The organism is Enterobacter sp. 50588862 (assembly GCF_001462935.1).
Classification (GTDB): domain Bacteria; phylum Pseudomonadota; class Gammaproteobacteria; order Enterobacterales; family Enterobacteriaceae; genus Enterobacter; species Enterobacter bugandensis.
This window is the reverse complement of the sequence record NZ_LNHM01000007.1, coordinates 244,694-258,946: the sequence shown is the minus strand read 5'-3', so window position 1 is coordinate 258,946 and position 14,253 is coordinate 244,694. Positions and strand designations below refer to the sequence as shown.

At 56.2% G+C, this 14,253-nt stretch carries 11 protein-coding genes and 1 tRNA gene; 5 read left to right on the top strand and 7 right to left on the bottom strand.

Annotated elements, in window-relative coordinates:
- Positions 1-26: 26 nt before the first annotated feature.
- Positions 27-416, bottom strand: a complete 390-nt coding sequence (locus tag APT89_RS01605) for a RidA family protein (protein ID WP_045629800.1) — start codon at positions 414-416, stop codon at positions 27-29.
- 141 nt (positions 417-557) lie between these two features.
- Here APT89_RS01605 and APT89_RS01600 point away from each other — a divergent pair, with 141 nt between their 5' ends.
- On the top strand, positions 558-1,478 hold the full coding sequence (locus APT89_RS01600) for a LysR substrate-binding domain-containing protein (RefSeq protein ID WP_060571652.1): 921 nt from the start codon (positions 558-560) through the stop codon (positions 1,476-1,478).
- A 48-nt stretch (positions 1,479-1,526) separates the two neighbouring features.
- Here the strand turns inward: APT89_RS01600 and cbl are convergent, their stop codons facing one another.
- Complete coding sequence (cbl, locus tag APT89_RS01595) at positions 1,527-2,477, bottom strand: HTH-type transcriptional regulator Cbl (RefSeq protein ID WP_041909200.1); 951 nt, start codon at positions 2,475-2,477, stop codon at positions 1,527-1,529.
- A 96-nt stretch (positions 2,478-2,573) separates the two neighbouring features.
- Positions 2,574-3,491, bottom strand: coding sequence for a nitrogen assimilation transcriptional regulator NAC (nac, locus tag APT89_RS01590; RefSeq protein ID WP_060571651.1), 918 nt, complete (start codon positions 3,489-3,491; stop codon positions 2,574-2,576).
- A 320-nt stretch (positions 3,492-3,811) separates the two neighbouring features.
- Here nac and APT89_RS01585 point away from each other — a divergent pair.
- A tRNA-Asn gene (locus tag APT89_RS01585) sits at positions 3,812-3,887 on the top strand.
- A 134-nt stretch (positions 3,888-4,021) separates the two neighbouring features.
- Here the strand turns inward: APT89_RS01585 and ldtA are convergent.
- The 3 genes from ldtA to APT89_RS01570 all read right to left on the bottom strand — a co-directional run bounded on the left by ldtA (position 4,022) and on the right by APT89_RS01570 (position 8,152).
- On the bottom strand, positions 4,022-4,918 hold the full coding sequence (ldtA, locus tag APT89_RS01580; RefSeq protein WP_060571650.1) for a L,D-transpeptidase: 897 nt from the start codon (positions 4,916-4,918) through the stop codon (positions 4,022-4,024).
- A 61-nt stretch (positions 4,919-4,979) separates the two neighbouring features.
- Entirely contained in the window at positions 4,980-7,673 is a 2,694-nt protein-coding gene (locus APT89_RS01575) for a cation-transporting P-type ATPase (protein ID WP_060571649.1), read from the bottom strand.
- Between the two features lie 47 nt (positions 7,674-7,720).
- Positions 7,721-8,152 (bottom strand): universal stress protein, encoded by a 432-nt coding sequence (locus tag APT89_RS01570; protein WP_045629804.1) that lies wholly within the window; start codon positions 8,150-8,152, stop codon positions 7,721-7,723.
- A gap of 395 nt (positions 8,153-8,547) precedes the next feature.
- Between APT89_RS01570 and APT89_RS01565 the strand changes: the two genes are divergently transcribed.
- The 3 genes from APT89_RS01565 to APT89_RS01555 are packed head-to-tail and all read left to right on the top strand — an operon-like array spanning position 8,548 to position 13,657.
- Positions 8,548-9,633 carry an efflux RND transporter periplasmic adaptor subunit gene (locus tag APT89_RS01565; protein ID WP_060571648.1) on the top strand — a complete coding sequence of 362 codons (1,086 nt, stop codon included), beginning with the start codon at positions 8,548-8,550 and terminating at the stop codon, positions 9,631-9,633.
- Positions 9,633-12,695, top strand: a complete 3,063-nt coding sequence (locus APT89_RS01560) for an efflux RND transporter permease subunit (RefSeq protein ID WP_060571647.1) — start codon at positions 9,633-9,635, stop codon at positions 12,693-12,695. The genes APT89_RS01565 and APT89_RS01560 overlap by 1 nt, the downstream gene beginning before the upstream one ends.
- The gene (locus APT89_RS01555) at positions 12,692-13,657 is read left to right on the top strand and encodes an acyltransferase (protein WP_060571646.1); all 966 of its coding nucleotides are present in this window, start codon (positions 12,692-12,694) and stop codon (positions 13,655-13,657) included. The genes APT89_RS01560 and APT89_RS01555 overlap by 4 nt, the downstream gene beginning before the upstream one ends.
- Here APT89_RS01555 and pagP read toward each other — a convergent pair.
- Positions 13,654-14,229 carry a lipid IV(A) palmitoyltransferase PagP gene (gene pagP, locus APT89_RS01550; protein ID WP_041909188.1) on the bottom strand — a complete coding sequence of 192 codons (576 nt, stop codon included), beginning with the start codon at positions 14,227-14,229 and terminating at the stop codon, positions 13,654-13,656. The genes APT89_RS01555 and pagP overlap by 4 nt on opposite strands.
- Positions 14,230-14,253: the final 24 nt, after the last annotated feature.

Below are 14,253 nucleotides of genomic sequence, written 5' to 3'. Positions count from 1 at the left end.
TTGACCGTCGGAAAGATCCGTAACGCTCAGGGTAGCCTGGCAATCACTTTTATCTCAAACTGGAATCCGTACAGCCACGTCACTCCGATCCCGGTCAAGGTTGGGTAAGGTGCTTCCCCCCAGTATTCTGGCAGGACACTCCAGATAGCGTCGAGGTTTGACTCGGGATCGACAACAAAAAGGGTAACGTCAACCACGTCATCGAACGTGCAGCCCGCAGCCGTGAGAACAGCATTAAGGTTATCAAACGCCAGACGGATCTGCGCTTTAATATCCTCTTCAGGCGAACCATCTTCCCGGCTACCCACCTGCCCCGAAACAAACAAGAAGCCATCAGATTTGATGGCGGGTGAATAGCGATTGCGCTCATAGAGCGCCTGGCGCCCGAAGGGAAAAACGGCTTCGCGTGTTGTCATATTTGTACCTTTGTAATGGGGCGAACTCTGCCCGGTGAACGTAAAGAGACTTTACAGCTGCTGAAGCAGAGGGATAAACAGGCGACTTTGTCCATCATTGTTTGTAATATCCAAACAATCGGTGAAAAGAGAGGACATGGGATGGATCGTTTTGATGCGATGCGCGCCTTTGCTCGCGTGGTGGAGGCAGGCAGCTTCACAAAGGCTGCCCAAACGCTCCATATGAGCAAAACCACGGTGACGCAGCTTATTCAGCAGCTGGAAGCGCGCCTGCGCGTCAAGCTACTCCATCGCACCACCCGCAGGCTCGGCGTCACTCCCGATGGCGCGGTCTACTACGAGCGCGTCATCCGCCTGCTGGCGGACATGGAGGATGCTGAAAACAGCCTGTCCAATGCGGCGATGACGCCCAGGGGACGGTTAAGGGTGGATGTACCCACTCCTCTCGCCCGCCTTGTGCTGGTGCCCGCGCTACCGGCTTTTCACGCGCGCTACCCTGATATCCAGTTCGACATGGGCGTGAGTGACCGGGTGGTGGATCTGATCGGCGACAACGTGGATTGCGTCCTGCGGGGTGGCGAAATCAATGACCAGTCACTGATCGCGCGCCATGTTGGCGATTTGCAAATCGGTGTTTACGTTGCACCGAGTTATGTGGAACGCCTCGGCGCCCCCGCGCATCCGCGAGAGCTGGAAAACACGTACCATCGCATCGTGGGATTCTTGTCCTCACGCACCGGTAAGATTGATCCTCTGGTGCTGCACGGTGAGAGTGAACGTATTGAAATTACGGGCAACTATGTGCTTGCAGTGGATGATGGCAATGCTTACCTCGAAGCTGGACTAGCGGGATTGGGTGTGATTGCGCTGCCGGTCTATATGGCGGCAGCACATCAGGCTCGCGGTGCCTTGATTCCGTTATTTGAACGCTGGCGGATTGCTCCAATGCCCCTGTACCTGGCATTCCCGCCTAACCGCCACGTCAACGCTAAACTGCGCGTTTTTATTGACTGGATCGTTGAGTTGATGCAGCAGCATGTCCCCACAATTTACAATAAGTGACGACATCCCTGCCCCCTGATTCGGCAGCGCTACCTGGCAAGCCCGAACCTAAATCTGATAATCAATCGCCACTTCTTCCGGCTCCATGACCTGGCGTTTGATCTCGTCCACCGACAGCCCGGCATTGCACAGCTCGATAAAGCGCCACACATAGTTGCGCTGCAGCTGCCCGCGCTTCAGGCCCAGCCATACGGTGTTGGCGTCAAACAGATGACGCGTGTCAAGACGCACCAGGTTCCCGTCTTCGCGTTCGCCGCTGGACTGTTCCGCTACCAGGCCAATGCCCAGCCCAAGCTCGACGTAGGTTTTGATCACGTCAGAGTCCTGCGCGCTCAGCACGATGTCCGGCGTTAATCCTTTACGGTTGAAGGCCTCGTCTATGCGCGAGCGTCCGGTGATCCCCTGGCGGTAGGTAATCAGCGGCCATTTCGCAATGTCTTCCAGCGTCAGGGGAGAGACCTGATTCAGCGGATGATCGACCGGAAGCAACAGGCTGTGGTACCAGCGGAACCAGGGAAAGGCCACCAGCAGCGGGTCGTTGCTCAACCGCTCGCTGGCAATGCCGATATCTGCCCCACCGTTTTGCAGCAGCCCTTCAATTTCCTGTGGCGTGCCCTGGATAAGCTCCAGACGGACGTCAGGGAAAAGTTCGCGGAAGGCTTTGATCACCGGCGGCAGGCTGTAGCGCGCCTGGGTGTGGGTGGTGGCGATGGTGAGCACGCCGGAGGCATCGTTGGTGAAGAGATCCGCCAGGCGACGCACGTTGCTGGCTTCGTTGAGGATCCGCTCCGCGATGGTGAGCAATGCTTTACCCGGCTCCGTCATGCCGAGCAGCCGCTTGCCGCGACGGATAAAAATCTCTATGCCCAGCTCCTCTTCCAGCTCGCGGATATGGCGGCTGACGCCGGACTGAGAGGTATAAAGCATATTGGCGACCTCGGTCAGGTTGTAGTCCCGCCTGGCCGCCTCACGGATAATTTTAAGTTGCTGGAAATTCACGATTCACTCCGGCGCATCTGACATAGCTCTATTGTTAGAGTCAGCCGAGCTGCAGAACAAATAATAAAAACCAGCATCTTATGCTTTTATGGAATATCAGCTCACGAGCTGGAGCTCACGGTTCTCAAGCGACGGCTTGCTGACCAGCGACATTAAAATCTCTTTTACCGCCTGCGCCTGAGGCGACAGCGAGCCGCGAGCGGACATGTTCAGCGACAGCGGCAGGCTCATCGAAGGCGTGGTGATTCGCGCCATCCAGCCGTTTGCCGCACCGCACAGCGAGCGCGCGGCGGATTCCGGCAGTACGGTGACGCCCATTCCGCTGGCAATGGCTGCGGTCAGCGTGGAGATTGAGTCGATTTCGCCGATGATTTTGGCCGTCAGGCGGCGCAGGGAGAACGCTTCGTCCACTCGCACGCGCACGGCGCTGTAGTCGCGCGGCAGATAGAGGTTCATCTCTGCCACGGCGGTAAGATCGACGCTCTGGCCCGGACAGTCGCGGGTGCCCACGAGGTAGAGATCTTCCTTGAGCAGCGGCTGGCTGGTGATCCCGGCAACCGGGGAGCGATCGTAAAGGACCGCCATGTCCAGCTGGCCGTTGAGCAGCTTGTCATTCAGTACAAAACCACTGTTTTCATGCAGATAGACCAGCACTTCCGGCAGCTCGGCGCGCACGGCCTGCAGAAGCGGCATGGTGATAGAGGACGCCGCCGTTCCCGGCGCCAGCCCGATAGAAACGTGCCCGCTCAGGGTCTGGCCCACGTTGTTCACCGCCAGTTGCGCCTGTTCACACTGACGCAGGATAGTGCGGGCATGGGTATACAGGATCTTGCCTGCTTCCGTTGGCGTGACGCCGCGTTTGGTGCGGATCAGTAACTGCTGATCCATCTCGCCTTCCAGAGTAGCCACCTGCTGGCTCAGCGCAGGCTGCGCGATGTGCAGCACTTCTGCCGCTTGAGTCAGGCTGCCGATATCGACGATTTTTACGAAGTATTTCAGTCGTCTTAAGTTCATTTTGCCCCCTGTTCGAAATGCATTGCCGGAACCGGCTGTCGTTGTTGAACAGGTTTTGCAATATGAATGCCACTTTTATCGTGCGGTCTGAATTGTTCGCTAACCGCCTGAAAATAAGGAAACCTAATCATGGAGGGGTGATTTATTACTGAAACAGCAGTTTACGATCTGCCCCATTAGAGGTATATCCGCACCATTACGGTGCATTCCGCTGTCAAAAACATCATTTTGCCGATTTTGTCAGCAAACGATCAAAAGGCGTTGATCCACCCTTTGACAAGGCGAACGCAGGTCGATAATATGCGCCCCGTTCACACGATTCCTCTGTAGTTCAGTCGGTAGAACGGCGGACTGTTAATCCGTATGTCACTGGTTCGAGTCCAGTCAGAGGAGCCAAATTTGAAAAGCCTGCTTTTAAAGCAGGCTTTTTGCTTTTCTGCGTCGGGTAAAATTGTCGGGTGGCGGCTTCGCCTTACCCGACCTACGGGACTGTAGGCCCGGTAAGCGCAGCGCCACCGGGCGAAAGGGCTTCACATGCCGATTTTAACCGGCATCCCCGACCGCCGTTCCAGTTCAGCGCCCGCCCCCTCGTTTATCAACTGTGTCTGCTGTGCGGCGGAGATGGGCAGAGGCACTTTCCGGCTCGATTCAAATTCCGCCCGGTTACGTGACAGCGGTTCGTGAACCTCCACCCAGCGGCTGCCGTCCGGCTCCGTGGTCACCTTAACGGGCCGATCGATAAGCTGTACGCGGGTGCCCACGGGGACATTATCGAAAAGATATTTAATGTCGTTGTTACGCAGACGAATACAGCCCTGGCTCACCCGCAGCCCAATGCCGAAATTGGAGTTTGTGCCGTGTATGGCATATAGCCTGCCGATATATATCGCATACAGCCCCATCGGGTTATCCGGCCCGGCGGGCACGAAGGCGGGCAGCGTTTTCCCCTCTGCCGCATAGGCACGACGCGTGTTCGGCGTAGGTGACCAGGTGGGGCCCTCCTGCTTGCGCTCAACCGCCGTGACCCAGTTACGCGGGGTTTCGCGACCGGCCTGACCAATGCCGATGGGCAGTACTTCGACGGTATTGCTGCCCGGCGGATAATAGTAGAGACGCATTTCCGCCACGTTAACGACAATCCCCTCGCGCACGGTGTCGGGTAAAATCAGCTGCTGAGGAATGACCAGCCGGGTGCCGGATTTGGGCAAAAAAGGATCCACGCCCGGGTTCGCTTCCAGCATATTGCTGAGCCCCAGCCCGTGCTGTGCAGAAAAGGCCTCAAGCGGTAACGTATTGCGCTCGGGAACGGTGATGGTAATCGGGGTTCCCACCAGCCGACTGCCTTCCGGCGGTAAGGTATAGGTTACGGCAAACGCGCCGGGTACAGCGGCACACAGCGTAAGGACGAACCAGGTAAATCGCATCATAATTTCCTGTGCTCAAAAAAGAGAAAGCCTGGACTCAGGCAGGCTTTCTCAGTTTACGCTATTACGCCTCGGTTTTGCGCCATCTGCGCGTCAGCACTTTTTCCGCCTCGACAATAAGGAACATCACAAAACCAATCAGGAAGGTGATGACCCAGTAGCGGAACGGCAGCGCTTCGGTACCAAACAGCATCTGCATGAACGGGGCGTAAATGATAAGAAGCTGAAGCGCCAGCAGTACGCCGCTCACGATCCAAATCCCTTTATTCGCCAGCAGACCTTTGCTCAGCGAGAAGCCGTCATTAACGCGACAGTTGAGCATGTAGAACCACTGCGCGGTCACCAGGGTTTGCAGCAGCACGGTGCGGATGAATTCCGCCGAGTAGCCGCGCGGCTGTAGCCAGGCTTCCAGCACGAAGGCGCTAATGGCAATCATCAGACCGACAAACACCACGCGCCAGATGGCGTAGCCGTCCATCACATGCAGATTCGCCTTGCGCGGTGGCCGGTTCATGATGTCCTTCTCACCCGCTTCAAACGCCAGGCCAAACGACAGGGTTGCCGACGTCGCCATGTTCATCCACAGGATCAGGACCGGCGTCAGCGGAATCAGGTTCCCCGCCAGCAGCGCGATGATGATCAGCAGGGCCTGCGCGATGTTGCTCGGGATAACGAACAGAATCGTTTTTTTCAGGTTATCGTAAACCCGCCGTCCCTCGTGGACCGCACTGGCAATGGTGGCAAAGTTGTCATCCGTTAACACCATGTCGGCGGCTTCCTTGGTGACCTCAGTCCCCTTAATCCCCATGGCGATACCCACATCCGCCCGCTTGAGCGCCGGGGCATCGTTTACGCCATCCCCGGTCATGCCCACCACTTCCTGTTTACTTTGCAGGGCCTGCACGAGGCGGAATTTATCCTCCGGGCTGGTTCGGGCGAAAATATCGTACTGCTGCGCGGCGTCGCTCAGCTGACGGTCATCCATCGCCTCCAGCTCGCGTCCGGTGATCGCGCTTGCGGCGTTACCAATCCCCAGCATTTGCCCGATGCTCATGGCCGTTTGCGGGTGGTCGCCGGTGATCATTTTCACGCGAATCCCGGCCTGCAGACAGTCGGCAATCGCGGTAATGGCCTCCGGACGCGGCGGATCCATCATTCCTGCAATACCCAGCAGGATCACGCCATCATGGAGGTCCGGGTGATCCAGATCGCGCTGTCCCTCGCGGGCAGGTTTCCAGGCCGCCGCCACCATGCGCAGCCCTTCCCGGGCATACTCTTCAATCTTCCCTTCCCAGTAAGGTTGATCGAACGGCTGCAGTCCGTCATTCGTCTGCTGGTGCTGGCAGAGGCGGAACAGGACGTCCGGCGCGCCGGTGATTAAAATCGCCTCTTCTTCACCCAGTCGGTAGAGCGTGGACATGTATTTATACTGCGAATCAAACGGGATTTTACTGCGCATTTCCGTATCAAGCGGTGGGAGCGGGATTTTCGCCGCCAGCACCTTCAGGGCACCCTCGGTTGGTCCTCCGGTGATTTTCCACAGCCCCTGCTCGTCTTTGATCAGCTGGCTGTCATTGCAGAGGTCAATGGTGCGCAGGTAGCGTTCCAGCAGGGAACCCTGCGTCACGCTGACGGGCGTCGGGTCATCTACGGGGTGAATATTCCCCACCGGTTCGTAGCTGTCGCCCTCCACGCGATAGGTCGTGTCAGCGGTAATCACCGCTTTGACCGTCATTTCATTCATCGTCAGGGTGCCGGTTTTATCCGAGCAGATGACCGTCATTGCGCCCAGGGTTTCCACCGTGGGCAACTTGCGAATAATGGCCTTGCGACGCGCCATGGCCTGTACGCCAAGCGAAAGGATGATGGAAATGATGGCCGGCAGGCCTTCCGGCACGGCGGCAACGGCGAGGCTGATAAGCGACAGCACCAGTTCAGAAACCGGCATATCCCGGAACAGGAGGCTAAAGACGAACAGCGCTACCATCATCACCAGGATAGTGATGAAGATGGTCTTACCGAGCTTGTCCATCTGCACCATCAGCGGCGTGCGGTGCTTTTCAATGTCGGACATCATCTGATTGATGTGGCCAAGCTCGGTCTCGCCCCCGGTTGCCACCACCACGCCTTTACCGCCGCCGGAGCTGACGGTGGTGCCTGAGTAGAGCAGATTATAGCGATCGCCTAAGGGCAGTTCCCCGCTTAACGCATCGCTGTTTTTCTCAACAACGGTGGATTCGCCAGTCAGGATGGCCTCCTCCACGCGAAGGTTATGCGCCTCAATCACGCGCAGGTCCGCAGGGATACGATCCCCGGCGCGGATCACCACGATATCGCCCGGGACCAGCGCCGTAGTGGGGATCGTTTCATGATTCCCCTGTCGTACCACCACGGCTTCGCTGGAGAGCATATTGCGAATACTCTGCAACGATTTCTCAGCATTGCTCTCCTGGATATGGCCGATCAGCGCGTTAATGATGGCAACTCCGAGGATCACAAACATGTCTACCCAGTGGCCCATAAAGAGCTTAAGCAACGCGGCCACCAGCAGAACGTAAATCAGTACATCGTTAAAATGCGCCAGGAAGCGCAGCCAGGCGGGTTTACCCTTTTTTTGCGGTAACGCATTCTCACCATGCTGCTGAAGTCGGGCTGATGCCTCAGTGCCGCTAAGTCCTTCCAGAGTGGAGTGGATATTCGACAGGGTTTCATCAACGGTTTGTTGATAATACGGACGTTCAGGTTTTCCTGTTTTCATTGTTACTTCCTCAGGTTCTATTCAGAAATCACCTTGCTTTCATGAAATTAACGAATAACGAAAACAGGAACATGGGCGTAACGGACAATACTTGCCGCCTCCGATCCTAACAAATGGGTTTGAATATTTGGATTGCGGGAGCCGACGATAATCGCGCCAGCAGCAAGTTCATCTGCCAGCTTAATAACCTCATCACGAACATTTCCGCTACGAACATGGAGGTGAACGCGCTCTTCTGGCATATTCAATTTTTTGACCAGGTCAGACAGTTTTTCTTTTGAATTATTAATCATATATTCATCCATCTTTCGCGCATCTGAAATAAAACCGCGCGTCAGCTCGGCTGAAAATTTTGGCATGACGTGCAGCAAATGAATGTCACCCAATGCGCTTTGCGCCAGAAACTGTGCATGCTGCAACGCTTTATCCGCCAGGCTTGTCTCATAGACATCCACCGGAACGAGAATGTTTTTATACATATCGAGCATCCTTTTTATAACTAACACGAGAGTGAATGAAGCAAAAAATCGCATTAAATGCAGGGGGTTGCCCTTAATGCCAGTTACGGTAAAAGAGATGAATAATATTAAACGTAGCACAGGAATTTCAGGTTTAGCGCGTCCCCGCTGCTAATGGTTATTTAACATTTATCTTTTCGCCGACTATGCTCATAGTGAGTTACCGCTTCCGGCTCATGGAGGAATGTATGTATGGCATAAGCCTGATCCGACTGGGTATGTTTATTGCGCTTGCCATTATCGCCAGCACGGCGATTGGTTTATTTACCTATATGGTCGTCACTGTTCTGGCAGAATAGTGTCACCCCTGTCCAGGTTATGGAATAAATAAAACAGTTATTTATTAGGGGAATACAGTGAACCGCTACCTCTCTCTTTTACCGTTCGTTTTGTTAACGCTCACAGCGTGCGATCCTAAACCTGAACAAGCCTCCCCCCTGCCCAGAATGGTTAAAGTGGCGGAGGTGACGGTTCCCGGTCATGCCCAGCAGCGCGTTTTTCCCGCCCGCATTGAATCGGGCGATGCCACAGACCTTTCCTTCAAGCGCGCTGGTCAAATTGAAGCGCTCGATGTGCGTCAGGGCGCAGCCATCAAGCAGGGCCAACAGCTTGCAAGATTGAACGCCCGTGAAGCCCAGCAGCGGGTTAACGACAGGCAGACGGCGGCGACGCTGGCCCAGAGGCAGTTCGATCGCTTCCAGACGCTGGCGGGCCGCCAGGCGATTTCGAAAGCCGAAATGGACGTGCAGCGTGCGAACCGCGATTCGGCGAATGCGGCGCTGCAGATTGCCCGAGAAGAGTTGAATCAGATGACGCTCGTCGCCCCCTTCAGCGGGACGGCGGCCAGCGTACATGTCCGAAACCATCAGGTGGTGTCTGCCGGTCAGCCCATCGCGACGTTAACCCGCACCGATCTGCTTGACGTGGTGTTCAGCATCCCTGAAAACCTGTTTAAGACCTTTGATATCCGCAACGCGCAGTATCGTCCGGTAGTGAGAATTAACGCCATTCCGGATCGGGAATTTACCGCCGTCTACAAAGAGCACTCGGGCAGCAGCGACAGTAATACCCTGACCTGGCAGGTGATACTGACCATGCCGCGACCAGATGATTTTCCCGCCGTCGGTGGCGTAAGCGGTACGGTTACCATCAATTTAACCAACCTCCCGGCTGGCGCGGGCGCTCAGGCGCTGGTTGTACCGGTTGAGGCCGTCTTTAACCCGGACAACAGCCCACGCAATGAGCCGCACGTCTGGGTTGTGGCGGGAGAAGGCGACACGATCCATCTTGAAGACCGCAAGGTCAGCGTGGGGCAAGTGATAACCGAAGGCGTGACGATCACCAGCGGGCTTAAGGCGGGCGAGCGCGTGGTGGCCGCAGGCGTGGGAGAGCTCCATGCTAACCAGCCGGTGCGTATCTGGACGCGTGAGCGGGGACTGTAATGGATATCACTCGTCAATTTATTAATAACCCGGTTCGCGTCTGGCTAACGATTCTGCTGCTGGGCATTGGGGGGATTTTCGCCCTGTTGAATATCGGCAGGCTGGAAGATCCCGCCTTTACCATCAAAACCGCAGTGGTGATCACCCACTACCCCGGCGCATCCGCTCAGCAGGTTGAAGAAGAGGTGACGCTGCCGCTGGAGAATGCCCTTCAGCAGCTGCCTTATCTGGACAACGTGAGCTCCATCTCTTCAAACGGGCTGTCGCAAATCACCGTTAACATCGCTTCACGCTATCACTCGAACGAACTGCCGCAGATTTGGGATGAGCTGCGCCGCCGCGTGGGCGATGCCTCGCGTCAGTTCCCGCCCGGCGTCGTCACGCCCTTTGTGAATGACGATTTCGGCGACGTATTCGGCTTCTTCTTCGCCATTTCCGGGGATGAATTCAGTAATCCTGAACTGGTGAGATATGCGGAGCAGCTGCGCCGCGCGTTGATTCTGGTCCCCGGCGTCGCGAAGGTCGCCATCGGCGGGGCCATTAGCCAACAGATCAACATCGATATCTCTCTGACCAAAATGGCCGCGCGCGGCATTACGCTGAACCAGCTTTCCGCCCTGCTCAGCAGGCTCAACGTCGTTTCCAGCGCCGGAGAAATCACCTCGGGCAGCGAATCCATTCGTCTACACCCCACCGGTGAGTTCGAGAATCTTGATGAACTGGCGGATCTCATCATCACGCCTTCCGGTACCGGGGCGGCGACGCGCCTGCGGGATATCGCCACGCTGTCGCGCGGGCTGAACGAATCGCCCGCCAGTATCTACCATGCCAACGGCAAAAAAGCCGTCACCATGGGCGTCTCGTTTATTCCCGGCGTGAACGTGATCGACGTGGGCCACGCGCTTGAGGCGAAGCTAAACCAGATGTCGGCGGAAAAACCGGCAGGCATACAGATAGATCTGTTTTACGATCAGGCAGCCGAAGTGGGCCATTCTGTTAACGGTTTTATTATTAACTTCCTGATGGCGCTGGCGATTGTCATCGGCGTGCTGCTGATCTTTATGGGGGTACGCAGCGGGATCATCATCGCGGTTTCTCTCGCCCTTAACGTGCTGGGCACGCTGCTGATTATGTATCTGTTTGGCATTGAGCTACAGCGCATCTCGCTCGGGGCGCTGATTATCGCCCTCAGCATGCTGGTGGATAACGCCATCGTGATTGTCGAAGGGGTGTTGATTGCCCGGCAGCAGGGCTCCCCGCTGTTAACCGCCGTAAACAACATCATCCGCCGCTCCGCTCTGCCGCTGCTGGGGGCGACGGTGATCGCCATCCTTGCGTTTGCTCCTATCGGGTTATCGCAGGATTCCACCGGGGAATACTGTAAATCTCTGTTCCAGGTGCTGCTGATTTCCCTGATGCTGAGCTGGTTCTCGGCGCTCACCCTCACCCCGGTGCTGATTAAGTGGTGGTTGTTTAAAAACGACAGCGCACCGAACACTACTGACGAGTCAGATCCTTACGACAAACGTCTCTACCGCCTTTACCAGCACCTGCTGAACGCACTGCTGCACCATAAAGCGCCGACGCTGGTAGTGATGGCCGCCCTGCTGGCCGCGTCTGTCTGGGGGTTTGGCGCGGTGCGGCAAAACTTTTTCCCGTCGTCCAATACGCCGATTTTCTTTGTCGACCTCTGGTTACCCTACGGGACAGATATCAAATGGACCGAGAAAATGACCGGCGACATTGAGAAAACCATCAAGGGACGGCCCGGCGTGGAAACCACCGTCTCGACCATTGGTCAGGGGAGCATGCGCTTTATTCTGACCTACAGCGGACAGCGGCAGTACAGCAACTACGCGCAGATCATGGTGCGTATGGATGACCAGCGCAGCATCTCCGCGCTGACGCGCTACGTGGATGAGTACATCGCGCGTAACTACCCGCAGGTCAACGCCAGTACGAAACGGGTGATGTTTGGGCCCTCCGGCGACAGCGCCATTGAAGTGCGCATTAAAGGCCCGGATCCTGACAGGCTGCGTCTGATTGCCAGCCAGGTGGACGATATCCTGGCGCGCGACCCGGCCACGGGGAGCGTCCGAAACGACTGGCAAAACCGCAGCAAAGTGATCCGTCCGCAGTACGTCGCCGCGCTGGGACGCGAGCTTGGCGTGGATAAGCAGGACGTCGACAACGCGCTGGAGATGAATTTCTCCGGCAGCCGGGCGGGGTTGTATCGGGAAGGCAGTGACCTGCTGCCCGTGGTGGTGAGGCCTCCGGAAAGCGAAAGGCTGGACGCCAGCCACCTGAACAACGTGCTGGTGTGGAGCCATGCGCGGCAGCAGTATATCCCGCTGAGTAACGTCGTTAGCAGCTTCACGCTGGAGTGGGAAGATCCGCTCATCCTTCGACGCGACCGCTCGCGGGTACTGACGGTTCAGACGGATCCGGACCCGCTGAGCCAGCAAACCTCCGGTGATATTCTCGCCCGCGTGAAGCCGCAGGTGGATGCCCTTCCCCTGCCACACGGCTACAGCATCGAGTGGGGGGGCGACGCGGAAAACTCCAGCGAAGCGCAGCAAGGGCTGTTCACTACGCTACCTCTCGGGTATCTGGTGATGTTTGTTATTACGGTGCTGATGTTCAGCTCGGTAAAAAATGCCGTCGCGATCTGGCTGACCGTACCGCTGGCGTTGATTGGTGTCACGCCAGGATTTTTAATTACCGGCATTCCCTTTGGCTTTATGGCGCTGATTGGTCTGCTGAGCCTGAGCGGAATGCTCATCCGCAACGGCATCGTGCTGGTGGAAGAGATTGAACAGCAGAAAACGCACAAGGATCAGCACAGCGCGATCGTTTATGCCGCCACCTCGCGCCTGCGCCCTATCCTGCTCACCGCGTTCACGACCGTACTTGGCCTGGCACCGCTGCTGCTGGATGTTTTCTTCCAGAGCATGGCCGTTGTGATTATGTTTGGACTGGGGTTTGCTACAATCCTGACGCTACTGGTACTCCCCGTGATCTATGCGTGTTTCCATCGTAAGGACGAAGCCAAACAACAATGAATGCGACAGGGCTGAACATTATCAAGACGCTGGGCTGTATGACGGCGGTCACCTTCTTCACCATCTACAATACCTGGGATCATTATGACTATGACTATCACTGGATCCTGGGCTTTTTAACCTTTATCTCGACCATCGCCACGCCGCTGTTTTTTGTGGTGTCGGGCTATCTCGACGGGCAATCCCGGCACGGCACACGCTGGCAGCTGGGTAAAATAAAAAGTCTGGTGATTGTTTTTCTGTTCTGGATAACGATCTACTACCTCTGGGAGCCTTATCAGCGCGGGTATTTAATTCAGCCCTGGTTCATGTTCGCCTTTGTGGTGATTTACACCTTCCACCCGGCAGTGGAGTGGCTTAGCCAGCGGAGAGCGCTGTTCTGCGGCGCGATTGCTGCTCTGCTGTGCTTTTCCTACGGATACGATCTGCTATCGGCGCTTTATCCTGAAACGCACGTCCTTTCGCTTTCGCCGCAGTATCGGCTGTGGACATGGCTGCTGTTTTATCTGACCGGGCAGCTCTTCTGCGACCCAAAAGTGGCCGAGTGGATAAGCCGCAAAAATGTGGTCCGGGCGGCGGTTGTCGCCATCCCGTTTATCTATCTCTTCACCTGGTTTTACGAGCGCCACTTCTTTTTTGCCCTGTTTAAGGCCGACAGAAACGCCTTTATTCTCACCGGCTCGCAGATCTACATCCTGATTATTGCCCTGGTGATTGCGGCGAACGGCGTTCGCTTTCGCCGCAATGCTGAATTAAAGGAGTCCATTCTGGCCGCCATCAGCAAAACGATGACCGGCGTATATATTGTGCACTACTCGGTGTTTCATCTGCTGACGGCGCTGATACCGGTGACCTCTCTCGGTATGAAGCTGGCGCTGATTGTGCTTACGTTCGTCACCTCTGTTCTCTTCTCCATGCTGGTATTGTCTAACGCCGTGGCAAAAAAGGTGATCACCCTTTAAAAGCCTAAGCGCAGCCAGGCAAAGAGCACGTTGCCGTTGTTATACGTTCCGGGAATATAGGTGAACTGGACGGTAACGCGCTTATAGCCAGCTGAAAACAGCGGGAAGATGAACGGCAGAGGCACATAGTTTGCAAAATCATCTCGCGCCGTGATGCCCGCGGCGGCACCGAGCCCAAGGCGGAAATCTTTGGCATTATCCAGATACCAGCCCTTCTCCCAGCCATAGCCCATCGCGGGCTGCCATTCGTTGTGCGAGTCCTTGAACATCATTGCGAAAAGCGCGCTCCAGTTGCCCTCTTCGTTATAGCGGGACACGCCCAGGCCGCCGCCCCACGGCATTTCGTTGTACTCGTCGGTTTTTTCTTTGTCGTACATAAAGCGGGCGTGCCAGCTCAGAAACGGCAGGTACAGATCGTAACGTTGCGGCTCTTCCCAGGTCTGGGAGATATCATCCGTCAGCGCATTCCACCAGCCGCTAATACGCTGTTCGCCATAGACTTTCGGCTCGGCATGAAGCGGTGCGGCGAATAAAAACAGGACCATCCAGAATGCCGAAAAGTTACGTTGCATCGTTTTTCCCTCAGCTTTAGTCAC